Origin of the sequence: Catenulispora sp. GP43 (assembly GCF_041260665.1) — a bacterium.
In the GTDB taxonomy this organism is placed as follows: Bacteria; Actinomycetota; Actinomycetes; order Streptomycetales; family Catenulisporaceae; genus Catenulispora.
The window spans coordinates 535,732-557,266 of record NZ_JBGCCT010000002.1 but is presented as its reverse complement, the minus strand read 5'-3'; the positions used below and the strand labels follow the sequence as shown (position 1 = coordinate 557,266).

The following is a 21,535-nucleotide window of genomic DNA, read 5'->3' as shown; positions in this document are numbered from 1 at the left end:
GGTCAGATGGTCCAGCTGACCGGCTGGGTGACGATCGGGTTGAACACCACGCCGGCCGCCTCCATCTCGCCGCGGGCGATGACGGCCATCTCCTTCAGCTGGTTCATCTGCGCCGCGTGCTCGGCGGTGTCCCAGACGCTGAAGTTCACCATCGAACCGTCCGGCGACACGCCGGCGACGAAGTCCAGAAGCCCCGGCAGAGCCTTGATGGCCGGGATCAGGTACTCCGCCTGCTTCGTGCTCAGCGCCGAGATGTCGGCGTACAGAGCCGGGTCGAAGCTGCCGGACGAGACACGGAGCACTGCGGTTGCGGGCACATCTGCGGTCATGGTGATCCCCACCCTTCGACGACGAATTACATTTCGGTACCCTACCAGAACGTAATTATGGCGGGGCGGGTGGACGAAGGGCCGGTGCCTGGGGAGGCACCGGCCCTTCGCTGCGTACTCAATGGGACATCAGAATGCGGAGATACCGTTCGGCGTGCCCAGTCCGGTGGGTCCGTCGTATCCGGTGACGGCGTTGCACTGGTAGTCGCCGCCGCAGTCCTGGAACGTGACGTTGTTGCCGCTGACCACGTCGTTCAGTCCGGCCTTGGCGCCGGGGGCGTAGAAGGCTGAGGCGTTGTTGTACTTGGCGGGGTTTCCGGCCAGCGCGATCACGCCGGCGATGAACGGTGAGGAGGCGCTGGTGCCGCCGACGACGTTCCAGCCGGAGGGCAGGCCTTCAAGGTCGGGGGTGTCGGTGACGTAGATGGCCGGCCCGGTCTGCGGGTCGGCGTCGGCGGAGACGTCGGAGACCATGCGTCCGGGGCAGTTGGCGTCGGTCTGCCACGAGGGCTTGTCGACCCAGGCGGAGCAGCCGGATCCGGCGCCCTGCCATGCGCTTTCGGTCCAGCCGCGAGCGTTGGTGGCCTTGGTCAGCGAGGTGCCGCCGACGGAGATCACCGAGGAGAACACGGCCGGTTCGGCCGGGATCCCATAGCCGCTGTCCCCGGAGGAGGCGACGATCGCGACGCCGGGGTGCGTGTAGTACGCGGCGTCGGCGGGCGTCACGCTGGATTCGGTGGCGCCGTAGCTGTTCGACACCTCAGTGGCGCCGAGGCTGACGGCGGTGTCGACGGATTTGCCGAGGTCGTCGCCGGTGGCCTGGTCGGCCTCCACCAGCAGGATCTTGCACTGCGGGCAGGCCGCGGAGACCATGTCCAGGTCCAGGGCGATCTCCACGCCCCAGCCCTGGTCGGCCGGGACCGGGGTGGTCTTGCCCTGCTCGTTGACCTTGGTGAAGCAGCCGTTGGCGGTGGTGCAGGCCGACAGTCCGTAGGTGGAGCGGTAGACCGCAAGGTCCGCCTCGGCCGTCGGGTCGTCCCCGGCATCGACGATCGCAACAGTCTGGTTCGCCCCGCCGGTGGTCGGCAGCTTGTACGCCGAGTGCAGGTCCGCCGGGCCGAAGCCGGCCGGCAGGGTGGTCGCGGCGGCGTTGAGGCCTGCCGCATGCCCGATGTGGGCCGGTTCCTTGACGTCGGTGCGGGCTTGAGCGAAGCAGCGGTCGAAGCCGGGCTTGGCGGTGGCGCACACGTTCTTGATGTTGCTGGGAGTCTTGCTGTGGGTGGCGCTGGCGCTGGCGCTGGCGTTGGCCGGTGCCACCGCGGCCGCGACGGTGCCGACGGCCAGCACGGTGGCCCCGAGCATCCCCAGCAGCCGGTGGTTTCCTATTCGACTCATGATCCTGATCCCCCTCAGCCGATGGTGTACGCGTTGGCGACGGTCTGCGTGATCGAGCCGCCGAGCGCGTCGGTGGCGGTGACCTTCAGCCAGGGCGTGGCACCCTTCGCGCCGTTCTTCCACAGCACGGCGAAGTGGCCCTGACCGGCCGGAACCACCGAGGCCGCCGTCCAGGTCGCACCCTTGTCGTAGGACACCGACACCGTCGCGCCCGTGATCGCCGCCTGCGAACCGGCCTTGCCGTAGGACTGGTGTCCGACCGTCAGCAGCAGTGCCCCCACCGGGCCGTGGGTGGTGTTGAAGCCGTCGGTGGCGAGCTGGTAGTTCAGGTTCAGCACCGGCAGCACCGAGCATGGCGTGGTGCTGCTGCCCTGCGCCTGGCAGAAGTCGCCGGCCGGCAGGTTCGACGCCGGGTTCGGCGTCGGGGTGTAGGGCACGGTGATGTCGGTGTGCGACGCCGTGGACTGGGTGATCGGGAACTGGCTCAGGTCCAGGTCGAACACCATGCGGTAGGTGCCGGGGGTCTGCGCCTGGCCGGTCAGTTCGGTGCCGGAGGTGTTGTCCTGGGAGAACACCTGGGTGCCGTCGCGGTAGACCGTGAAGTGGCCGGTGGCCGGGCCCATGAACTCCGCGCTGCTGTCCGGGTTGCTGTCGGTCAGCGCGGTCAGACCCAGGTCGACCGTGCCGCCGTCAGCGCAGGAGCGGCAGCCGGCCGGGTCCTTGAACTGCCCGGCCTGCGGGGTCAGCGGGCCATGCGCCCAGTTGTGCCAGACCTCGGTCTTGCCCTGGTAGACCGGGCTGTTCTGGCCGAAGAACAGCGCCGCCGGGAAGCCGGCGGAGGGGTCCGGCAGGGCCGGGATCACGCTCGCCGCCCACTGCGCGTCGCCGGTCGGCGGCCCGGCGTAGGTGGTCAGGTCGCCCGGGACCGTGACCAGGTGGCCGATCTGGATGCCGCCGATGGTCGGCGAGACCGGGCCCATCATGTACTCGCCCTCGTGCCGGGTCTCGCCCGGGTCCGTGGAGATGAGGTTGTGGGTGGTGGTCAGCTTCGAGGCGTCGACCGTGTAGTTCCGGTTCGCGTCGACGTGGTCGGTGCCCGGGAACATCACGTCGTAGCGGTACGGGGCCTTGGCTCCGGCGGGGCTCTCGCCGCCCCAGCCCAGCAGGTCGTAGTTGAACGAGCCGAGCTGTGCGGTGGAGGTGGGGGCGACGTACACCGGCCCGCTGGCGATCACGTTCACGCCGCCGGTCAGGCCCTTGGTGTCGGTGCGGCTGTAGGCCAGCTCGGCGAAGTCGCCCACGGTCGGCTTCGGCGTGGTGGCGGTGACCTGGGAGGTGGCCGTGCGCTCGTCGGCGTTCAGGGTGCTGACGCCGCCGGCGGCGACGGTCAGGTCGAGCTGCGTCGCCACGCGGATGGTGTCGATCCCGGTGGTGGCGTCGAAGGAGTCGAAGACGGTCGTCGCCGAGTAGTGCCCGGTCGGCACCGCGACCCGCGCGATGCCCCCGGCGGCCACCACCGGCATGCTCCACTTGGTGGCGTCGTCGACATTGGTCAGGAAGGTCACGCCGTCCGCGGCCTTCCCGTCCAGGCCGACCGCGTTGACCTGCAGGATGCTCAGCGGGTAGTACGGGGTCGCGGCCGGCGCGCCCGCCGTGCTCAGCGCCGGGACCTGGTACTGCGCGACGGCGGCCATCTGCGCCGGGTTCGACAGGACCGAGTCCGGGATGACGTAGGCGTGGTGCGTGTCGGGCGTGTAGCGCACGGCCGGGACGGTGCTGCCGTCGGGGGCCTGGACCACGATGGTCGCGGCCGGACCGCTCCCGGAGACCAGGACGCGGTCGCCGTTGGGAAGCGTGGTGGCCTGCGGGCCGGCCAGACTGTGCGGGGCCGGGGCCGGGGCCGGGGCGGAGGCCGGGGCCGCCGCGGCCGGCGGCGCGGCCGCGGCGACCGCGCCGCCGGCGGTGGCCAGGCCCAGCGCCATGGCCGTGGCCAGGGTCGGGACTCGACGGATTCGTGCTAGCACAAGCAGTTCCTCCAGATCGTCGGACGGCTCCGGCACGCGGATGCGCATTGCGCCCCGGAGCCCTGTGCTCTCGCGAAGTACCGACGACACAGGGGTGGGATCTGGTTGTAAGAGTCCTGAAATTCGTTCACTGATTTCATATGGACGAGACGGCCGCTGCGAAAAACCCGGGCGCGGCATAAGGCGGACTCGCTACCGTGCCTCGCCGCGGGCGACATCGCCGGAGTGGTCCGGCACTTGCGCGTGGACGGCGACGCGCTCCCGCTGCTGGATTACGTGCGGGTCCTGCGCGACGCCGCCGGGGCCATGGGCTTCGACGCCATGACGGTCGCCGCCGAGCGGGTGCTCGCCGCCGGCGACGACCGCGAGGAGCAGGCGGTGGGCCTGTACGAGTTCGGGTTCGAGTGCGTCGAGCACGGGATCGCCTTCCTGGCGGTCCGGCCGCTGCGCGAGGCCGCCGAGCGCGAGCCCGGCGTCATCCAGATCCCCCCACCGCCCGTTATGGAGCCGCTACGCGGCGCTGTATTGATGGATGGCCGCCGCCTGCGAGCGGTCCTGGGAGCACCGGGAGGAGCTCGCGCCGCTGCGGGAGAAGGTGCGCGCGATGCTGGTCCGGGCGGCCGCGGCCGCCGTCACCGACGGCGCGCTCGGGCCGAAGGACCTGCGCGGCTGGCACTTCGCGCTCACCGGCGGCGTCCTGCTGACCGTCTCGCCGTACGGCTACGACGCGGGCATGACCGGCCGCTGGGCCATGGTCGGCGACTCCTACGGGGCTTGCGCCGAGGCGCTGCGCCGGCTCAAGGTGGTGCTGGCGGCCAACGGCTCGGCTCCGCAGTCGGTCTCGCTGCTGCCCGATCGGGACAGCCAGATCGTGGGATGGCGGCGGCGCGGTATTTCGGGCTACCGGCGGTGCCGTTCGAGCCGGACCGGCCCGACACCCTGATCGTCGCCTACGACCTCAACGAATCTGAGCCTGAGATCCTGTCCGCGCTGCGTGATCGCACTCCGGGCCAGATCTTGTTCGAGCGGGCCACGGACTGGACCGATCCCCCCGCCCGCCTCCCGCCACCGCCCGTTATGGACCCGCTTCGCGGCGCTGTATTTGATGGTTGGCCGCCGCCGATGCCGTGGGCTTCCTGCGCCAGGCGGTGCGCGAGCCGTGGGGCGCCGCCTTCCGCATGGTTGACGGCGAGGTGGTCGAGACCGAGCCCGACGGCCGTCCGGTCGAGGAGATCGCGGCCGAACTCGCGGCGGCGGAGCCGTACGCCGACGAGGGCGACGGCGAGACTCCGCCGGACCCGGACTCCGTCCTCGAAGCCTTCGTCTCCGGGGTCGAGGGCACCTGGCTCACCGCGCGGCGGGAGTACATCGGCTCGCCGGGGCCGGTGCCGAGCTCGCGGTTCCTGTGAACCCGGACAGCGAGAAGCCCGGCCACTCCTCGCCTAAGTGGTGGCCGGGCGGATCGAGGGGGGTGTGTCTCAGCCCTTCTTCGCGGAGGTCGTCGCCGGGGTCGTCGTCGAGCTCACGGTCACCGAGAACGGCATCGAGTACGCGGTGTGCGGCCCCTCCTTGTCCTGCGGGTGCAGCACACGCAGGTTGAAGGACCCGGCCGTCTCCATCTTCACCGGGAGCGAGAACTTGTCGTCCTTGTCGGTGAACGTCGTGTAGGCCAGCGTGGTCCAGGCCGAGGAGGCGGAGCGCGAGGTCGACTGCTTCTGCTGCTGCAGGCGGATCTTCGTGCCTGGCTGCGCGCCGGTGACCACGCCGGAGACCGTGAACACGGTGTCGTCGCCGGGCTTGGTGTTGTCGGCCTGGGCGGTGACGGCGATGGTCGCCGCCGCCGCGGCCGGACTCTGCGGCGCGGCGGGCGCGGCGGCCGGCTGCGGCACGGCCGCGGCGGCGACCGGCTTGGAGTCCGCCGGGGACGCGGTGGGACCGAGGGTCGACAGCGCGATGCCGCCGAGGGCGAGGGTGCCGACGGCGACGGTCGCCAGGGCCCCCTGCTTCTTCTGCCTGGAGGTGAGTGCCATGGCTCGATCTGACGCCAGCCGCCGTGGCCCCGCATGCCGCGCGGTCCGAATGGGGGATCGGGATCCGCCGACGACGAATACGTGGAGAATCCCTGAAAGGCGGCCTGCCCGACGGCACCGTCCCCATCTGCGAAACTGGGCCCATGAACGCGACCGGAGCCGGCCACCCGCGGGTCAGCAGGGTATTGGTCGAGCGCTACCTCGACCGGCTCCGGCGGCGGCGCCGCTGGCGGCGGCTGTCGGTGACGGTCGCCGTGTTCCTGGCCCTGCTGGCGCTGACCGGGTACTCGATCCTGTGGCACACCAAGATCTTCGACGTCCGGACCACCACCGTCTCCGGCGTCAAGGCGCTGAGCCGTCAGCAGGTGCTGGCCGCCGCCGCGATCCCGGCGCACGCGCCGGTCGCCGGCGTGGACACCGCGGCGGCCAAGGCCCGGCTGATGGCGGTCCCGCGGGTGAAGGACGCGTGGGTGGAGCGCTCGCTGCCGCACACGATCTCGATCTCCATCGTAGAGCGCACGCCCGCCGCGGCCCTGCCGCAGGCCGACGGCTCCTACCAGATCGTCGACGCCGACGGCGTGGCCTTCGACACAGCGGCCACCGCCTCGGCGATCCCGGCGCATGTCCCGGTCATCCACCTGGAGCAGTTCGCCGACCGGGCGGCCGCCGACCGCGCGGCGACCGTGGCCGGCGCGCTGGCCGCGCTGCGGGCGCTGCCGGCCCCGCTGCGCTCGCGGGTGCTCACGGTGTCGGCGACGGGGCCCTATGCCATCACCGTGACTCTGACGCCCTCGACAAAGAAACAGCACTCGGTGACGGTCGCCTGGGGCGGTCCGGATCAGCCTGATCTCAAGGCTCGGATACTGGCGGCGCTGATCGGAAATGACGCCGCGCACTATGATCTCAGTGCTCCGGCGGCTCCGGCGTATTCGTGAGGAGTTCGAATCCGAGACGCCCGATCGGCTAAGATCTGGCGGGCAATCGGACAACATACGTATTCCCTCATCGGATCCATGTGGACCTCGCGAGGGTCGTCGGACCACGCTGAGAAGTAAAACCTGCCGACAGTTTCGGCGTGTTCGTTGAACCTCACAGGTCGCGGGACCTAATGTCCTGTAAAGACTTCACAGTCGCACGACCCCGCCGTGTCCCCTGGCCGGTGTGGGCGGGACTAAGGTGATCACAGGGTTTAATGAATCACTACAGATCACCGGACACCACGGAGAGGCCGTCGGACGTGGCAGCACCGCAGAACTACCTGGCTGTTATCAAGGTCGCCGGCATCGGCGGCGGCGGCGTGAACGCCATCAACCGGATGATCGAGGTCGGTCTGAAGGGCGTGGAGTTCATCGCCGTCAACACCGACGCCCAGGCTCTGCTGATGAGCGACGCCGACGTCAAGCTGGACGTCGGCCGCGAACTCACCCGGGGGCTCGGCGCCGGCGCCAACCCCGATGTCGGCCGCAAGGCCGCCGAGGACCACGCCGAGGAGATCGAGGAAGTCCTCAAGGGCGCGGACATGGTGTTCGTCACCGCCGGCGAGGGCGGCGGCACCGGTACCGGCGGCGCCCCGGTGGTGGCCCGGATCGCCCGCGAGCTCGGCGCGCTGACCATCGGTGTGGTGACCCGGCCGTTCACCTTCGAGGGCCGGCGCCGCGCGAACCAGGCCGAGGACGGCATCGCGGCGCTGCGCGAGGAAGTCGACACCCTGATCGTCATCCCGAACGACCGGCTGCTGTCGATCTCGGACAAGAACGTCTCGGTGCTGGACGCGTTCAAGGCCGCCGACCAGGTGCTGCTGTCCGGTGTCCAGGGCATCACCGACCTGATCACCACCCCGGGCCTGATCAACCTGGACTTCGCCGACGTGAAGTCGGTGATGAGCGAGGCCGGCTCGGCCCTGATGGGCATCGGCTCGGCCCGCGGCGACGACCGCGCGGTGGCCGCCGCCGAGATGGCCATCTCCTCGCCGCTGCTGGAGGCCTCCATCGACGGCGCCCGCGGCGTGCTGCTGAGCATCTCCGGCGGCTCCGACCTCGGCCTGTTCGAGATCAACGAGGCCGCGCAGCTGGTCAGCGAGGCCGCGCACCCCGAGGCCAACATCATCTTCGGCGCGGTGATCGACGACGGCCTGGGCGATGAGGTCCGGGTCACCGTGATCGCCGCCGGGTTCGACGGCGGCGAGCCGGCCAAGCGCCGCACCGGGCACTCCCAGGCCGCCGGCCAGACCCGCTACGACGAGACCAGCGTCCGCGACGGCATGCGCGAGCAGGTGCTCGGCACCCTGCCCAAGCCGGCCGAGGGCGCCCAGGTCCCGGCCCACGACCCGATGGCCGACACCATGAACGTCCCGGTCATCCCGGTCCAGCCGGCGCCGTCGGCGGCCGACGAGCTCGACATCCCCGACTTCCTGAAGTAGAGCCGGGCGCGCACCGTGGCTATATGGCAGCACACCGGTCCCGACGGCGAGGGCGGCAAGGCCCGCTTCGCCTTCTCCGACCGCTGGGGCGGGGTCTCCAAGGCCCCTTACACCGCGACCAACCTCGGCGGGCACGTCGGCGACGACCCCGAGGCGGTCGCCGCCAACCGTTCGCTGGTGGCCTTCGAGCTGGGGTTCACCGACCCCGGCAACGTCGTGTACATGAACCAGATCCACGGCGCCGACGTGGCCTACGCCGCCGCGCAGTGGCAGGGCCGCGCCCCCGACGTGGACGCGCTGGTCACCGACCGCCGGCACCTGGCGCTGGCGGTGCTGGTCGCGGACTGCGTGCCGGTGCTGCTGGCCGACGCCGAGGCCGGCGTGGTCGGCGGGGCGCACGCCGGGCGGCCGGGCATGAAGGCCGGCGTGGTGCCGGCCGTGATCGAGCGCATGGTGGCCCTCGGGGCCGCCCCGGAGCGGATCGTCGCGGTCACCGGGCCCTCGGTGTGCGGGCTGTGCTACGAGGTGCCCGAGCGGATGCGCGCCGATGTGGCCGAGAAGGTCCCGGCCAGCTACGCGGTGACCCGGCAGGGCACACCCGGCCTGGACGTCGCCGAGGGCGTGTGGGCGCAGCTGGAGGCGTGCGGCATCGACGTGAAGTCCTCAGTGCGGCTGCGGGTCTGCACCCAGGAGTCCGAGGACTACTACTCCTTCCGTGGCGAGGGGACGACCGGCCGGTTCGCCGGATTCGTCTGGCTGGACTGAGCGATGTCCGACCGACAAGAGCAGATCGCGGAGAATCTGGCCGCGGTCCGTGCGGACATCGCGGCCGCGGCCCGCGCGGCCGGCCGGGACCCGTCCGAGGTGTCCCTGATCGCGGTGACCAAGACCTATCCGGCCTCCGACGTCCGCATCCTGGCCGGGCTCGGGGTGCGCGACGTGGGGGAGAACCGCGACCAGGAGGCGGCGCCGAAGGCCCGCCAGACGGCCGGGCTGGGCCTTCGCTGGCACTTCATCGGGCAGCTGCAGACCAACAAGGCTTCGTCAGTGGCCGAATACGCGGACTTCGTGCACTCGGTGGACCGGGCCCGTCTGGTCGCCGCGCTGTCCAGGGGGGCTGTCCGGTATGACAAGGAATTGACATGTTTGGTGCAGGTCGACCTGGGTAACGCAGAGCCCATGGACGACAACGCGGCCCGCGGAGGGGCGTTTCCGGACCAGGTGCCGGAACTGGCCGACGCGATCGCCGCGGCGCCGGGTCTGCGATTCGGCGGTCTGATGGCCGTGGCGCCGCTGGGCGCCGAGCCGGGACCGGCCTTCGAGAGGTTGCACACGCTGGCTATGCGCTTGCGGACCGCACACCCTTCGGCCACCATGATCTCGGCGGGGATGAGTGGGGATCTGGGCGAAGCGGTGGCGGCGGGCGCGACACACGTCCGCATCGGCAGCGCGATACTCGGTATCAGACGGTGATTCCGGTAACGTCGCATCTATCGAACATCGGATACGACGACCGCACTTCTGCGCCACCCATCATCGACCGCGATCGGGAAACCTCCGCGGCACCCATTTTCGTTGACAGTTGCAAGACAGCCGTAACAGGCCCAGTCCGGAGGCGAACACCATGGCCGGCATGATGCGCAGAGCAGCGGTCTACCTCGGGCTCACTGACGAACAGCGGTTCGAGGACGAGCGGTACTACGACGACTACGAGGACGAGTACGAGACCGAGCCCGCCGAGCCCGCGGCGGCCCCGGACTCGGTGCACCACGAGCCGGACCCCGGCTCGGGCGGCGCGCTCGTCGTCGCGCAGAACGACCGCCGCGCATTCGCGGCGCCTTCCAACGTGACGGTGATGCCGGACCGCTCCGAGCGGTCCTCGCGAGCCGACCGAGCCGAGAGAGGTGGACCGGTGATGTACAGCGTCCCGACGGACCGGTCGGCGGACCGCGAAGCGTCCTACCGCATCACGACGCTGCATCCGCGCACCTACAACGAGGCGCGCACGATCGGCGAGCACTTCCGCGAGGGAGTCCCGGTGATCATGAACCTGACCGAGATGGAGGACGCCGACGCCAAGCGCCTGGTGGACTTCGCGGCCGGGCTGATCTTCGGCCTGCGCGGGAACATGGAGCGGGTGACGCAGAAGGTGTTCCTGCTGTCGCCTGCTAATGTCGATGTGACGGCCGAGGACAAGGCCCGGATCGCCGAGGGCGGCTTCTTCAACCAGAGCTGAGGCGCCGGCTGCCTCAGGGCGGCGGTGGAGGTTTCGGGTCCGGCGGCGTCCCGCGGCGGTTTTGCGACAACCGTTACGCGGCGGGGCGCCGGCGAAGGTGGGAAGGGGAGTGCGCTATGAGCGTTGTGGGGGCCTTGCTCCTGTGGGTGCTCTACCTCTTCGCGCTGTGCTTGATCATCCGCCTCATCATCGGCTGGGTTTTGGTATTCGCCCGGTCGTGGGAGCCGCGGGGTGTCATGCTGGTCGTCGTGGAGACGGCGTACACGGTCACGGATCCTCCCCTGAAGCTGTTGCGGCGGTACATCCCTCCGTTGCGGCTCGGCGGGATGGGGTTTGACGTGGCGTTCATGATCCTCGTGATCATCGTCTTACTGCTGATCCGGGTCGCGGCTACGCTGTGACCGGGTAATGTCTGTGCGAATGCCGACGACCACGCCACGCCTGAGGTGAATGAAAGATGCCGTTGACTCCCGAGGATGTCCACAACAAGCAGTTCACGACCGTACGCCTGCGTGAGGGCTACGACGAGGAAGAGGTGGACGCCTTCCTCGACGAGGTCGAGGCTGAGCTGACCCGCCTGATCCGCGAGAACGAGGAACTGCGGGCCAAGCTGGCCGCCGCCACCCGCGCCGCGGCCAGCGCCGCGGCCGCGCCGGTGCCGATGCGGCGGGAGCCGACCCCGATACCCGCGCCCGCGCCTCCGCAGCCGGCGCTTCCGGCCCCGCTGCCCGCGCCGCTCCCGGTGCCGCAGGCGCCGCAGTTCCAGGCCCCCGGCGGCGACTCGGCCGCGCGCGTGCTGGCGCTGGCCCAGCAGACCGCCGACCAGGCGATCGCCGAGGCCCGCAACGAGGCCAACAAGATCGTCGGCGAGGCCCGCGGCCGGGCCGACGGCCTGGAGCGCGAGGCCCGGGGCAAGGCCGACGCCCTGGAGCGGGACGCGCAGGAGAAGCACCGCGTGGCGATGGGCTCGCTGGAGACCGCCCGCGCCGCCCTGGAGCGCAAGGTCGACGACCTGCGCGCCTTCGAGCGCGAGTACCGCCAGCGGCTGAAGTCCTACCTGGACGGCCAGATGCGCCAGCTGGAGGCCTCCGGCGGCGACGACATGGCCTCCTCGATGGGCTCGCGCTCGCAGCTGAGCGCCGCCGGCCTGTCCGCGCCGCCGCCGGCCCCCTCGGCCCCGCCGATGCCGATGCAGGCCTCGCTGCCCCCGGGCATGCCCTCGGCCCCCGCGCCGGTCGGCGCCGGGATGAACGGCGGCGGGATGGGCTCCACCGGCTCGTTCCAGGCCGGCAACACCGGCTCCTACCAGAGCGCCGGCAACAACGGCTCCAGCGCCGCGGCCCTGACCCAGACCATGGCCCCGATCCGGCCGCAGATGCCGGCCCCGCCGATGGGCGGCGGGCAGCAGCCGCCGTTCATGGGGTCGGGCAACGGCCTGGGCCAGCCCCCGGTCCCGTCCCAGCCCTCGCCGATGCGCGGCTTCCTCATCGACGAGGACCCCGACGCCTGACGGCCCGGTTGGACCGGACGGTGTCCGGAGCACGCTGTGCTGATCCACACTGGGTAGATCGACGATCAGCACTCACACAATGACGTGGCGTCACAAGCCCCGCCTCCCGATTCGGGAGGCGGGGCTCGGCGTTTGCCTGGAGTTCGCAGACCGTTGGTAGGGAGTTTCCCTTAAGGGTCGCCCAAGGGGCGCCCGCGGGCCCTCAGTCGAGCCCGAGCGAGAACGCCGCCTCGAGGTCCAGCGCGCTGTAGGTCCGGAACGACACGTGCGTGACCGTGTGGCTGACCCCGGCCACCTTGTTCACGCCGCCGGGGATCACGTCGGCGAGCTGCTCGTGCTCGCGGACCCGGACCATGGCGATCAGGTCGTACTCCCCGGTGACCGAGTAGACCTCGCTGACGCCGGGCAGCTGGGAGATCTTCTCGGCGACCTCCGGGATGGCGTCGACGTCGGTCTTGATGAGGACGATGGCAGTGATCACAGCGGCTCCTTCTCGCGGGACTGTCTAGACGGCTGGTTCCTGGAGGTACCGGCGCGAAACGGCTGATCAGCGGCGCCTGGCCGCCCCGGCCGACCACCCACAGCCAACCAGGCTGAGGGAGGTCGTCCGTGACGCCCTTGCTTGCTGCTGAACCGTTTCGCAAGTCTGCTTGTCGGCTGGCGGTTCTGCTTGCCGGAACCTCCAGGAACCAGCCGTCTAGCGATGGTATTGGCCGTACGGATCCTCCGGATCGGCGGAGCGGTAGTCCGGGGTGGTCAACGGCGGCGGCGCGGGCGGGGCGTCGGCGGACGGCAGGCGGGCCGGGCCGCTGGGTCCGCGGCCGATGACGAGCGCCACGTAGAGCAGCCCCAGCACGAACCCCGACACGTGCGCGAAGTAGGCGACGTCCGTGGAACCCGCCACCCCGATCGTCTGCTGGAACTCCGGCAGCTGCATCACGAACCACAGGCCCAGCACCAGCCAGGCCGGGACCCGCATCGGCAGGAAGAACAGGAAGGGCACCAACAGCGTGACCTTGGCCTGGGGGAACAGGTAGATGTACGCACCCAGCACCGCCGCGATCGCTCCGGACGCCCCCACGAGCGGCCCGGTGGCCGTCGGGTTGGCCCAGGCGAAGGCGTAGGTGCTGACCGCGCCGCCGACGATGTAGAAGGCCAGGAAGTGCACGCGCCCCAGGACGTCCTCGACGTTGTTGCCGAAGACGTAGAGGAACAGCATGTTCCCCAGCAGGTGGATCCAGCCGGCGTGCACGAACATGGCGGTGAACACCGGCAGGACCGGGTTGCCGTGTCCGTTCAGCAGCTGGGCCGGGATCGCGCCGTAGTGGTAGAGGTACGCGTTCTCCCTGGCCTTGCGCGCCGCGTCCGGGTCCAGGCCGGCGAACGCGATGGGGCCGGACAGGAACACCACCACGTTCGCGATGATCAGACCGTAGGTGACGACGGACGCCCGGGACACGGGGTTCCTGTCGTGAATGGGGATCACCACTGTTGCATCATGGCCCATCGCCGTGCGCGCGGGAGATCCGAAACGCGGCGCGGAGGGCCTACCTTTGAGTGAGTGCTTGGTACGGGCACAAGCACGGCCGATAAAGTCGGCGGATCAGGAACGATGTCCGGAGGAGTCTCCGGCGAGGCGAGGGAGTGGGGCGAGCGACGTGAGCTCACCGGAGGGTGAACGTCTCACCATCACGCTGCCCGACTCGGTGCGTCAGCGCGTCGTGGAGATCGCCTCCGAGGCGCTGGGCCGGATGCCGGCCGCGGAGATCCCGGCCCCGCTGCGCCCGTTCGCCAAGTTCGCCCCGGCCAAACGGGCCAAAGCCGCGGCCATCCCGATGGCGGCCGCCCTGGAGGGCGACGGGGCGTTCCGCGCCCGGGTGGCCGAGCGGGTGCGTGAAGCATCCCCGGACCTGTCCGACTCCCTGTTCGCCGGGGTGGTACCGGCCGCCGCTGACCCGCACGAGGTCGCGGCGGTCGCTTATGTGCTGCGTCCGCACGGCTGGACCGGGATCGTCAAGGACGCCCTGGAGGCGGTGTCGCAGGGGGCCCGGGTGGCCGCCGGCGAGGCCGCCGAGAACGAGGTCGCCCGGCTCGGCGCGGAGCTCGCGGAGCTGCGGGAGACGGCGCGGACGTCGGCCGACGGCCTGCGCGTCGCGCAGGAGGAGGCCCGGCGCGAGGGCGACCAGCTGCGCCGCAAGGTGCGGCAGCTGGAGGCCGACATGCGGCGGGCGCAGGCGGCCGCGCGGAGCGCGGAGGCGGCGCTGGAGGCCGAGCGGTCCGCGGCGGCGGCGGCTGCGTCGGCCTCAGAGGCCGAACTACGGCGTCTGCGGACGCGTCTGACGGCCGCGGAGACGGCGCTGGACACCGCACGTCGTTCGGCTCGCTCCGGGCGCTCTGAAGGCGATATGCGGCTGCGGTTGCTGCTGGACACCGTGACCGGCGCGGTGAAGGGGCTGGAGCGGGAGCTGGCATTGCCGCCGACCGAGACGCGGCCGGCGGACACGGTCGGGGCGGCGTCTCCGGACTCTGTCGCGCCCTCGGACATGTCGGTGCAGGGACGGGCCAAGGACGATCCGGCCCTGCTGGACCAGTACTTGGCGCTGCCGATGGTGCACCTGGTGGTGGACGGCTACAACGTCACCAAGACGGGTTACCCGACGCTGTCGCTGGCCGAGCAGCGGGTGCGGCTGGTCGGCGGGCTGGCGGCGCTGGCGGCGCGGACCGGCGCCGAGGTGACGTGCGTCTTCGACGGGGCCGCGCTGGACGGGCCGGTACGGCTGACGCAGCCGCGCGGGGTGCGGGTGCTGTTCTCCGCGCCGGGGGAGATCGCCGACGAGCTGATCCGGCGGCTGGTGGCCGCCGAGCCGGCCGGGCGGCCGGTGGTGGTGGTGTCCTCGGACCGGGAGGTGGCCGAGGGGGTGCGGCGGTCGGGGGCGCGGCCGGTGCCGGCCTCGATGCTGCTGAACCGGATGGCGCGGTCCTGAGGCCTCAGCGGTTCGGCATCCTCTTCATCCCCTCATCCTATTCATCCCAGATGTCTTATCTCTGATCCGCTCACCTATTTGAGTGGATGATCCTTGCCCATATGTGTCCGCTGGGTTTAGGTTCGTGCGCTGTTCTGCCGGTATGTTCCGGCGTGCCCTGATGTGGAGGTCATCACAGAATGGCGCATCACAGTACGAAGCGGTCGAAGCGTCATCGCGCATCGGCCCTGCCCGCTCGGGGCCGCACCGTCGCCGCGGCCGCCCTGACCGTGGCGGCCGCCGCGGGCATGGTCGGCACCGCGGCCGCCGCCCCCGCCGCCGGTCCCGGCACGGGCTCCGCGGACAGCGACCGCACCACGGTGAAGGCCCAGATCGCGGCACTGTACCGGCAGGCCGACCAGCTGACCCAGACCTTCGACGCGGCCCAGGAGCAGGAGGCCCGGCTGAGCCTGGCCGTCGAGCGCTCCCAGGCCGGCCTGCAGGCCATGCAGACCGACTATGAGCACCAGCGCGCCACCCTCGGCGCCATCGCCGCGGGCCAGTACCGGGCCGGCGGCGTCGACCAGCGCCTGGCCCTGATGCTCGCCGACCACCCCGACACCTTCCTCGGCGACCAGGCCATGGCCACCCGCCTGTCGGACGAGCAAGGCCGCAAGATCGCCGAAGTCGTCGAGGAACGCCGCGAGATCATCCAGCTCCAGCGAGCGGCGGCCGGCCAGATCTCCGAGCTGAACCAGACCCGCGACGCGGCAGCCCAGTCCCGCACAGAGGTAACGGACCAACTCCGTAAAGCCCAGTCGCTCCTCAACACCCTGTCGGCCCCCCAACGGGCGCAGGCGGTCCAAGCCGACCTCGGCCAGGACCCGACCTCGTCGTTCACCGGCGAGCAGATCGACCCCACCGTCATCGACCACCTGGCCCCGGCCGACTCCGACCGCGCCCGAGCGGCGATCGACGCCGCCATCGCCGACCTCGGCAAGCCCTACGTCTTCGGCGCCGAAGGCCCCGACGCCTTCGACTGCAGCGGCCTGATCCAGCAGGTCTGGCGCCAGGCCGGGGTGGAGCTGCCGCGCACCTCCTCGGAGCAGGCCCAGGCCGGCCAGCAGGTCCCGCTGTCGCAGATCCAGCCCGGGGACCTCGTGATCTACTACGCGGGGCGGAGCCACATCGGGATGTATGTGGGGGATGGGAAGATCATTCACGCCCCGCATCCGGGGACGCGGGTACGCTACGCGCCCTTGATGTCGATGCCGGTGAACATGGTGGTGCGGGTTTGAGGGTGGGGAGGACTGGACGGTCCCGGCGGGCTCGCTGGACTGGAGCTGCCGGCAGACGGCGGCGCACGTCGGCAGTGACCTGCCGGCCTACGCGGGACAGCTCGCTGCTGCGAGCCTGGCACTGGGGCCCGTGCGACCCCGAGGGCTTCGCGGCGATGGGGGTCGCCGATGATTCCTGCAGGGGGCTGAGACGTTGACTTACTTCGAGGACCTGAGCGCTTACACCTATCAGGTCGGACCTGACGTCGTGTCCGTGCCCGCGGCCGGGCGAGCCGGCGCCACCAGCATGCCGTTCCGCATCGTGGAGCCGACCGGGCCGCGGCTGAACATCGGTTGGCTCGGTGATCGTGGGCGCTTCGGGCGAAGGAAGCCGTTCGCCACCGGCCCCGTCTCCGACGACGTGATCGACGCGGTGATCGACGTGACCGAGGCGCAGGCTGTGAACGTCACGCGCGGGTTCCACCGATGCGGGTACTGCCCGAGCGGCGGCGCAGACGGGCTACTTCGGTTTCTCCACCGCGGCAGGACCGTTCTGCTGGGCAACGGTGAGATCCGCGTCCCTGCTGCTGACGGATCGGTCTTTGCGGCGCCCACGCTCATCGGGCACTACATCCGTGACCATCACTACAGCCCACCGGTGGTCTTCACCGATGGACTGCTGGCTTTCCGGCACGCCACCGCCGACCTCGCCGAAGGCTGGTCCGCCGGCTCGCCGAAGTGATAATCGCTTTGGGCCCGCCCGGCAGAGGCCCACACTGTCCGAATGAATCAGCAGCTCAACGCGCCCGGCCCGCTGCCGTTGGCGGTGCGGCAGGCCGTTCGCCGCGCCATGTCGGGGAAGAAGAGCGACGCCGATGCTGCCGGGCGGCTGCTGATGGCCATCTCGGCGGACACGGAGCCGGGGGTGCTGGCCGAGGTCGAGGCCGTGGTGGCCGCTGCTGATCCGAGGTTCTGGCTGTTCCTGGAGCGTGCTCGGGACTGGCTGTTCTGGCACGGCTCGCAGGAGCCGGCTCGGGTCGAGGACGGTGACACGGTCCCCAGCCTGGCGGTGAAGGCGCTGCTCGCCGATGGCCGGGTTCGGGAGCGGGCTGTCGACGTGCTGGCCGCGTCGTCGTCCTTGGCGGCGGTGCCGGTTCTCGTTCTGCGCGCGGCCGATTGGGTGCCGCAGGTGCGTGACAAGGCGCGGGAGGCGATTGCCGGGCTCCTGGCGGCGGATCCCGACGGCGCGGTGCTGTCGACGGCCGCGCCGATGGCTTTGGCGCTGGCGGGGCGCCTGGACGGCCGGTGGCTGGCCGACGTGGTCGCCGATCGCCTGGCCGCCGATCCGGCCGGTCCGATCGTCGACCGCCTGCTCGGCAGCTCGGACATCAAGCTGCGGCGCATGGCGCACCAAGTGCTCCTGGACGCCGGCAAGTTCAGCCTCGAGCAGGCCGTCCGCATCGCGCTCACCGACCGCGACGTGGTGATCCGCAGCCGCTGTGCCGAGCGTGCCTCACGCTTGGCGGTGGACGCATCCGCGGCGCCGACGATGCGCCGACTGGTGGCTTCGCGCACCCCGACCGTCCGCGTCGAGGCGCTCATCGCGCTCGATTGCCTTGACGATGTCGAATCGCTCCGCGCGGTGTTGAGCGATAGCAGCGCCCTGGTTCGCGGGACGGCCCGCTTCTACCTGCGGCGTCGCGGCGTCACCGAGTTCGCCGACGTCCACCGTCGCCTCATCGAAGCCGACGCCGTGACACCCGGCGCCGTGGCCGGCTTGGCGGAGGTCGGCACCGGTGCGGACGCCGAACTGCTGCTCCCGCTGCTGTCCCACGCCAGGGCGAGAGTGCGGGTGGAGACACTGCGAGCCCTGATCAAGCTGTCGGCGCCTGTCGAGGCCGCTACCCTGCTCGACCTCATCGAGAACGACCCGTCCCTCGCCGTCACGCGCCAGGCGGCCGAGGCGATCCTGCACCGCGGCACGGCCATCGACCCGGACCGCCTACTCGGCCTGCTCGCCCCCACCCGCCGCGCCCAGACCCGCGTCGCCGCCTGGCAGCTGCTGACCTCGCGCGACGGCGCCTGGTGCCTCGCGGTCAATGTGATGCTGCTGGACGATCCAGACGAAGCGATGGCGCACCGTGCCCGCGCCGGCCTCGTCGCCGCGATGCGGCAGCAGCTCTACGTCAAGCCTGCCGGACAGGCCAAGGACATCCTGGCTGCTCACATAGCGAAGGCCGACGATGTGCTGCCGCCTGGCGAAGTGCGCCTGCTGTACTTCATCACGGGCATCGTCAGGACCCCGTCGCCCACCGCAGACGCTTCTCGGCCTCGGTGGCGGTCAGCGTTTCGAAGCCGTCCAGGAAGAACTTCTCCGCGTTGAACGCCCGGATCCACAGCCCTGCCGCCCACGTCTGCTGAACCTCGCCATCGGTGAAGCGCCGGCCGCGTGCACGCTGGTAGGCGTCGAGGAAGTCCCGGCTCTGCTCCAGGCTAGCGCCCGCGCATCCGGCGTCGGCGGGCCACATCGCTGCCGCGACACCGACGATGACCACGACCTCCCGTCCGTCGAGCAGTCGCATTCCGAAGACGCGCGCCAGATTCCCCGTCGTGAACAGGGTTTCCGCCGGGGCGCTACCGAGGTGCAGTCGGCACCAGGCCGCTATCGCGTCGGCCGTTATCGCGTCGGGGTCGGCTGACATTTAAGACCGCTGATAAACGCCGTCGAGCCGCCCACGCGCCAACACCGCTCCGGCGGCCGCCAGGACCTTGCGCGGCGGCACGTCCTCGGCGGCACCGCCCTTGGCGCCGATCGTCAGCGGCGCGGCCAGGGCGAACAGCTGGAACACGTACCGATGCGGCCCGTGCCCCTTCGGCGGCGCCATCCCGACCCATCCGCGTCCCGAGGTCGATCGCAGCACCCGTACTCCGCGGCCGGGATTCTCCGCCGACAGTGCACCCGACAGTGCACCCGACAGCGCGCCCTGCTCCAAGCCGGCCACCGCGGGCTCGATCAGCGCCAGGCCGTGGATGTACGGCGTGGCCATCGGCGCGTCGGGGTCCTCGATCACCAACAGCAGCTCCGCCGTGTCCGCCGGCACCGCCGACCAGGCCAGAGCCGGGGACAGTTCCTGGCCGCCGAGCCGTACCCCCGCGTGGAGGTGCGGGATCGGTTGTCCGTCGCTGAAATCGGGGCTGGTCACTATCAGTGTCGCGGGGGAGTGCAGCGCCTCCGCGTCCCATGCCAGTTTCGTCGCGTTCATTGCGCCCTCCGCATTCGAGCCAGTTCCTCCGTGGCGGCGATCCGCGACCGCTCGATGAACCGCAGCAGCACCCGCATCTCGTCCAGGGTGAACTCGGCCAGGTCCGCGTGCGAGCGTGCCGTCAGCCCGTCGTAGTACGCCGCGATCCGCGCCAGCCCCTCGCTGGACGCCTCGATCAGGACCCGCCGGCGGTCCTCGGGATCGTCGGTGCGCGTGATGCAGCCGGCCGCGTCGAGGCGGTCGATCATGCGCGAGACCGAGCCAGGGGTGAGGCCGACCGCGCGGGCCAGTTCGGCGGCCGTCGCAGGGCCCTGCTGGTGCAGCACGTGCAGGCAGTCCAGGTCGCTGGCGGTCACCCCCATCCGGTCCGCGATCTCGCGGTTCAGCTGCGAGATGGTGTTCACCCAGCTCGGCAGCGCGGTCATCACCTGCTGCTCGATGTCACGTCGTTGTGTCACGCAATCATTGTGTCAAACAATCAGTGCGTCGCGCACCGATTTATCACGCGGCGGGTTCGGTCGCCGAGGCGCTCGCCCCCGGCCCCGGCAAGGGATCGACGTCCCCGGCGTGCATCGCCTCCCCGCAATGCGCGCACCGCAGGTCCACCGCGCTGATCTCCCCGCACGCGTGGTGCCGGAACAGCACCGGCGGCCCCGCTTCGCCGGCCAGCCACCGGTCGCCCCACGCTGTCATCACCATCAGCAGGTCGACCAGCTCGGTCCCCTTCTGCGTCAGGTGGTACTCGTACCGGGGCCGGTGGTCGTACGGCCGCCGCTCCAGGACCCCCTGGTCCACCAGGTGGTTCAGGCGCTCGGTCAGCACCTTGCGGGAGATCCCGAGGTCGCCCTGGATCTGGTCGAAGCGCCGGAGCCCGACCCACACGTCGCGCAGGATCAGCGGGGACCAGGGCTCCCCGATCACGTCCAGCGTGCGGGCGATCGAGCACGCGGCCAGGTCGCTGAAGTTCGTGCGCTGCATACCGTCCACTCTAACGCTCTGAGTTCCCTCAAGGAACCCGAACGTGCTACGGTTCACACCAGGACAGAGTTTCCTGAAGGAACTCCAGAAGGGATGGCGAACGATGGGCAAGGTCTTCAGCGCCCACGCCGTGTCGGTCGACGGCTACATCACCGGCCGCGGCCCCGGGGCCGGTCACGGCCTCGGCGACGGCGGGATGCTCTTCGACTGGTACTTCTCCGGCGACACGCCGAGCCGCGAGTTCGACGGCTTCCGCTTGAGCGGCGCCAGCGCGCGGGTCTTCGACGAGACCGCCGCCCGGGTGGGCGCCGTCGTCGTCGGCCGCAACACCTTCGAGGACTCCGAGCACTTCGGCGGCGGCAGCGCGCACCCGAACGCGCCGCTGGTCCTGCTCAGCCACCGTCCCGCCGAAGTCTCCGACCGGCAGCGGCTGGTCACCACGGGCGTCGCCGACGCGATCGCCGTCGCCCGGGAGCTGGCCGGGGCCGGCAAGGACGTCGGCCTGATGGGCGGCGGCGTGGTAACCGCGGCGCTCGAGGAAGGCCTGGTCGACGAGCTGATCCTGCACCAGGTGCCGGTCCTGCTCGGCGGCGGCCGGCCCTTCTTCCAGGAACTGCCGCGGTACATCCGGCTGACCCTCGTCGAGGCCGTCCCGGCTCCTGGCGTCACTCATCTGCGATACGAGGTGCAGAAATGAAGCTCGACCCCGAAGTCCGCCGCATCCTGGACGCCGCCCCGCTCGTACACCTGGCGACGATCCTGCCCGACGGCGCGCCGCACTCCGTCACCATCTGGGCCGCCCCGCACGGCGACCGCATCGCGATCCTCACCGGCCCGGACAGCCCCAAGGCCCGCAACATGCGCCGCGACCCGCGTGTCGCCCTCTCCTTCACCCCGGTCGACGCGCCGAACACCCCGGTCGCGATCCGCGGCCGGGTCGTGGAGTGGATCGAGGGCGACGCGGTCTGGGAGATCATCGACCCGATCGCGATGCGGTACATCGGCCAGCCCTACGACCGGAGCATGGACCGGGTCGTGCTGCTCATCGAGCCGGACAAGCAGACCGTGGGGGTGGGCTGACCGAGCCCGGTTCGCCGTGAGTTTTTCACCA

General features: G+C 70.9%; 26 protein-coding genes. 15 read left to right on the top strand and 11 right to left on the bottom strand.

Annotated features, from left to right (window positions below; all coding sequences use genetic code 11):
• Positions 1–2: 2 nt before the first annotated feature.
• From ABH926_RS06250 to ABH926_RS06235, 4 genes are all read right to left on the bottom strand, one after another.
• Positions 3–329: a hypothetical protein gene (locus ABH926_RS06250; protein WP_370364376.1), complete on the bottom strand. Its 327-nt coding sequence runs from the start codon at positions 327–329 to the stop codon at positions 3–5.
• Positions 330–458: 129 nt separating this feature from the next.
• A complete protein-coding gene (locus ABH926_RS06245) occupies positions 459–1,724 on the bottom strand; it encodes a S8 family serine peptidase (protein WP_370364375.1) in 1,266 nt (421 codons plus the stop codon).
• Positions 1,725–1,738: 14 nt separating this feature from the next.
• On the bottom strand, positions 1,739–3,748 hold the full coding sequence (locus tag ABH926_RS06240; protein WP_370364374.1) for a hypothetical protein: 2,010 nt from the start codon (positions 3,746–3,748) through the stop codon (positions 1,739–1,741).
• A gap of 192 nt (positions 3,749–3,940) precedes the next feature.
• Positions 3,941–4,165, bottom strand: coding sequence for a hypothetical protein (locus tag ABH926_RS06235; RefSeq protein ID WP_370364373.1), 225 nt, complete (start codon positions 4,163–4,165; stop codon positions 3,941–3,943).
• 115 nt (positions 4,166–4,280) lie between these two features.
• Between ABH926_RS06235 and ABH926_RS06230 the strand changes: the two genes are divergently transcribed.
• Both ABH926_RS06230 and ABH926_RS06225 read left to right on the top strand, forming a co-directional pair.
• Positions 4,281–4,691, top strand: coding sequence for a hypothetical protein (locus tag ABH926_RS06230; protein ID WP_370364372.1), 411 nt, complete (start codon positions 4,281–4,283; stop codon positions 4,689–4,691).
• A gap of 166 nt (positions 4,692–4,857) precedes the next feature.
• The gene (locus tag ABH926_RS06225; protein WP_370364371.1) at positions 4,858–5,157 is read left to right on the top strand and encodes a hypothetical protein; all 300 of its coding nucleotides are present in this window, start codon (positions 4,858–4,860) and stop codon (positions 5,155–5,157) included.
• A gap of 69 nt (positions 5,158–5,226) precedes the next feature.
• On the opposite strand, the gene ABH926_RS06220 is transcribed toward ABH926_RS06225, so the two are convergent.
• Positions 5,227–5,778, bottom strand: coding sequence for a hypothetical protein (locus tag ABH926_RS06220; protein ID WP_370364370.1), 552 nt, complete (start codon positions 5,776–5,778; stop codon positions 5,227–5,229).
• 143 nt (positions 5,779–5,921) lie between these two features.
• Between ABH926_RS06220 and ABH926_RS06215 the strand changes: the two genes are divergently transcribed.
• From ABH926_RS06215 to ABH926_RS06185, 7 genes are all read left to right on the top strand, one after another.
• Positions 5,922–6,713: a cell division protein FtsQ/DivIB gene (locus tag ABH926_RS06215; RefSeq protein WP_370364369.1), complete on the top strand. Its 792-nt coding sequence runs from the start codon at positions 5,922–5,924 to the stop codon at positions 6,711–6,713.
• A 302-nt stretch (positions 6,714–7,015) separates the two neighbouring features.
• The gene (ftsZ, locus tag ABH926_RS06210; protein ID WP_370364368.1) at positions 7,016–8,197 is read left to right on the top strand and encodes a cell division protein FtsZ; all 1,182 of its coding nucleotides are present in this window, start codon (positions 7,016–7,018) and stop codon (positions 8,195–8,197) included.
• Between the two features lie 15 nt (positions 8,198–8,212).
• On the top strand, positions 8,213–8,962 hold the full coding sequence (gene pgeF, locus ABH926_RS06205) for a peptidoglycan editing factor PgeF (protein ID WP_370364367.1): 750 nt from the start codon (positions 8,213–8,215) through the stop codon (positions 8,960–8,962).
• A 3-nt stretch (positions 8,963–8,965) separates the two neighbouring features.
• Complete coding sequence (locus tag ABH926_RS06200) at positions 8,966–9,670, top strand: YggS family pyridoxal phosphate-dependent enzyme (protein ID WP_370364366.1); 705 nt, start codon at positions 8,966–8,968, stop codon at positions 9,668–9,670.
• Between the two features lie 151 nt (positions 9,671–9,821).
• The gene (locus ABH926_RS06195; protein ID WP_370364365.1) at positions 9,822–10,433 is read left to right on the top strand and encodes a cell division protein SepF; all 612 of its coding nucleotides are present in this window, start codon (positions 9,822–9,824) and stop codon (positions 10,431–10,433) included.
• A 116-nt stretch (positions 10,434–10,549) separates the two neighbouring features.
• On the top strand, positions 10,550–10,834 hold the full coding sequence (locus tag ABH926_RS06190) for a YggT family protein (protein WP_015794684.1): 285 nt from the start codon (positions 10,550–10,552) through the stop codon (positions 10,832–10,834).
• A gap of 56 nt (positions 10,835–10,890) precedes the next feature.
• Positions 10,891–11,943 (top strand): DivIVA domain-containing protein, encoded by a 1,053-nt coding sequence (locus ABH926_RS06185; RefSeq protein ID WP_370364364.1) that lies wholly within the window; start codon positions 10,891–10,893, stop codon positions 11,941–11,943.
• A gap of 202 nt (positions 11,944–12,145) precedes the next feature.
• On the opposite strand, the gene ABH926_RS06180 is transcribed toward ABH926_RS06185, so the two are convergent.
• Positions 12,146–12,424, bottom strand: coding sequence for an Lrp/AsnC family transcriptional regulator (locus ABH926_RS06180; RefSeq protein ID WP_370341353.1), 279 nt, complete (start codon positions 12,422–12,424; stop codon positions 12,146–12,148).
• A gap of 216 nt (positions 12,425–12,640) precedes the next feature.
• The gene (locus ABH926_RS06175) at positions 12,641–13,432 is read right to left on the bottom strand and encodes a rhomboid family intramembrane serine protease (protein ID WP_370364363.1); all 792 of its coding nucleotides are present in this window, start codon (positions 13,430–13,432) and stop codon (positions 12,641–12,643) included.
• Positions 13,433–13,601: 169 nt separating this feature from the next.
• On the opposite strand from ABH926_RS06175, the gene ABH926_RS06170 reads away from it, so the two are divergent.
• The 4 genes from ABH926_RS06170 to ABH926_RS06155 all read left to right on the top strand — a co-directional run bounded on the left by ABH926_RS06170 (position 13,602) and on the right by ABH926_RS06155 (position 18,566).
• Complete coding sequence (locus ABH926_RS06170; protein ID WP_370364362.1) at positions 13,602–14,927, top strand: NYN domain-containing protein; 1,326 nt, start codon at positions 13,602–13,604, stop codon at positions 14,925–14,927.
• 179 nt (positions 14,928–15,106) lie between these two features.
• A complete protein-coding gene (locus ABH926_RS06165; protein ID WP_370364361.1) occupies positions 15,107–16,204 on the top strand; it encodes an NlpC/P60 family protein in 1,098 nt (365 codons plus the stop codon).
• A gap of 286 nt (positions 16,205–16,490) precedes the next feature.
• Positions 16,491–16,925: a hypothetical protein gene (locus ABH926_RS06160; protein WP_370364360.1), complete on the top strand. Its 435-nt coding sequence runs from the start codon at positions 16,491–16,493 to the stop codon at positions 16,923–16,925.
• 183 nt (positions 16,926–17,108) lie between these two features.
• The gene (locus ABH926_RS06155; RefSeq protein WP_370364359.1) at positions 17,109–18,566 is read left to right on the top strand and encodes a hypothetical protein; all 1,458 of its coding nucleotides are present in this window, start codon (positions 17,109–17,111) and stop codon (positions 18,564–18,566) included.
• On the opposite strand, the gene ABH926_RS06150 is transcribed toward ABH926_RS06155, so the two are convergent.
• Genes ABH926_RS06150 through ABH926_RS06135 form a run of 4 tightly spaced genes read right to left on the bottom strand, consistent with a single transcriptional unit; the run spans position 18,478 to position 20,424 of the window.
• Positions 18,478–18,885: a hypothetical protein gene (locus ABH926_RS06150; protein WP_370364358.1), complete on the bottom strand. Its 408-nt coding sequence runs from the start codon at positions 18,883–18,885 to the stop codon at positions 18,478–18,480. The two genes, ABH926_RS06155 and ABH926_RS06150, sit on opposite strands and share 89 nt — an antisense overlap.
• Positions 18,886–19,446, bottom strand: a complete 561-nt coding sequence (locus ABH926_RS06145) for a YbhB/YbcL family Raf kinase inhibitor-like protein (RefSeq protein ID WP_370364357.1) — start codon at positions 19,444–19,446, stop codon at positions 18,886–18,888. It lies immediately after the preceding gene.
• Complete coding sequence (locus tag ABH926_RS06140; protein WP_370364356.1) at positions 19,443–19,904, bottom strand: MarR family winged helix-turn-helix transcriptional regulator; 462 nt, start codon at positions 19,902–19,904, stop codon at positions 19,443–19,445. Before ABH926_RS06140 ends, ABH926_RS06145 begins: the two co-directional genes overlap by 4 nt.
• A gap of 43 nt (positions 19,905–19,947) precedes the next feature.
• Positions 19,948–20,424, bottom strand: coding sequence for a winged helix-turn-helix transcriptional regulator (locus ABH926_RS06135; protein ID WP_370364355.1), 477 nt, complete (start codon positions 20,422–20,424; stop codon positions 19,948–19,950).
• Between the two features lie 103 nt (positions 20,425–20,527).
• Here ABH926_RS06135 and ABH926_RS06130 point away from each other — a divergent pair, with 103 nt between their 5' ends.
• Positions 20,528–21,121: a dihydrofolate reductase family protein gene (locus ABH926_RS06130; protein ID WP_370364354.1), complete on the top strand. Its 594-nt coding sequence runs from the start codon at positions 20,528–20,530 to the stop codon at positions 21,119–21,121.
• Entirely contained in the window at positions 21,118–21,504 is a 387-nt protein-coding gene (locus ABH926_RS06125) for a pyridoxamine 5'-phosphate oxidase family protein (protein ID WP_370364353.1), read from the top strand. Before ABH926_RS06130 ends, ABH926_RS06125 begins: the two co-directional genes overlap by 4 nt.
• Positions 21,505–21,535 lie beyond the last annotated feature (31 nt).

What these genes read in the sequence shown, in the direction of transcription:
- ABH926_RS06250 (WP_370364376.1), bottom strand. Translation starts at nt 329, where the DNA reads ATGACCGCAGATGTGCCCGCAACCGCAGTGCTCCGTGTCTCGTCCGGC.
- ABH926_RS06245 (WP_370364375.1), bottom strand. Translation starts at nt 1,724, where the DNA reads ATGAGTCGAATAGGAAACCACCGGCTGCTGGGGATGCTCGGGGCCACC.
- ABH926_RS06230 (WP_370364372.1), top strand. Translation starts at nt 4,281, where the DNA reads ATGGCCGCCGCCTGCGAGCGGTCCTGGGAGCACCGGGAGGAGCTCGCG.
- ABH926_RS06220 (WP_370364370.1), bottom strand. Translation starts at nt 5,778, where the DNA reads ATGGCACTCACCTCCAGGCAGAAGAAGCAGGGGGCCCTGGCGACCGTC.
- ABH926_RS06215 (WP_370364369.1), top strand. Translation starts at nt 5,922, where the DNA reads ATGAACGCGACCGGAGCCGGCCACCCGCGGGTCAGCAGGGTATTGGTC.
- ABH926_RS06200 (WP_370364366.1), top strand. Translation starts at nt 8,966, where the DNA reads ATGTCCGACCGACAAGAGCAGATCGCGGAGAATCTGGCCGCGGTCCGT.
- ABH926_RS06195 (WP_370364365.1), top strand. Translation starts at nt 9,822, where the DNA reads ATGGCCGGCATGATGCGCAGAGCAGCGGTCTACCTCGGGCTCACTGAC.
- ABH926_RS06190 (WP_015794684.1), top strand. Translation starts at nt 10,550, where the DNA reads ATGAGCGTTGTGGGGGCCTTGCTCCTGTGGGTGCTCTACCTCTTCGCG.
- ABH926_RS06185 (WP_370364364.1), top strand. Translation starts at nt 10,891, where the DNA reads ATGCCGTTGACTCCCGAGGATGTCCACAACAAGCAGTTCACGACCGTA.
- ABH926_RS06165 (WP_370364361.1), top strand. Translation starts at nt 15,107, where the DNA reads ATGGCGCATCACAGTACGAAGCGGTCGAAGCGTCATCGCGCATCGGCC.
- ABH926_RS06160 (WP_370364360.1), top strand. Translation starts at nt 16,491, where the DNA reads ATGCCGTTCCGCATCGTGGAGCCGACCGGGCCGCGGCTGAACATCGGT.
- ABH926_RS06150 (WP_370364358.1), bottom strand. Translation starts at nt 18,885, where the DNA reads ATGTCAGCCGACCCCGACGCGATAACGGCCGACGCGATAGCGGCCTGG.
- ABH926_RS06145 (WP_370364357.1), bottom strand. Translation starts at nt 19,446, where the DNA reads ATGAACGCGACGAAACTGGCATGGGACGCGGAGGCGCTGCACTCCCCC.
- ABH926_RS06135 (WP_370364355.1), bottom strand. Translation starts at nt 20,424, where the DNA reads ATGCAGCGCACGAACTTCAGCGACCTGGCCGCGTGCTCGATCGCCCGC.
- ABH926_RS06130 (WP_370364354.1), top strand. Translation starts at nt 20,528, where the DNA reads ATGGGCAAGGTCTTCAGCGCCCACGCCGTGTCGGTCGACGGCTACATC.
- ABH926_RS06125 (WP_370364353.1), top strand. Translation starts at nt 21,118, where the DNA reads ATGAAGCTCGACCCCGAAGTCCGCCGCATCCTGGACGCCGCCCCGCTC.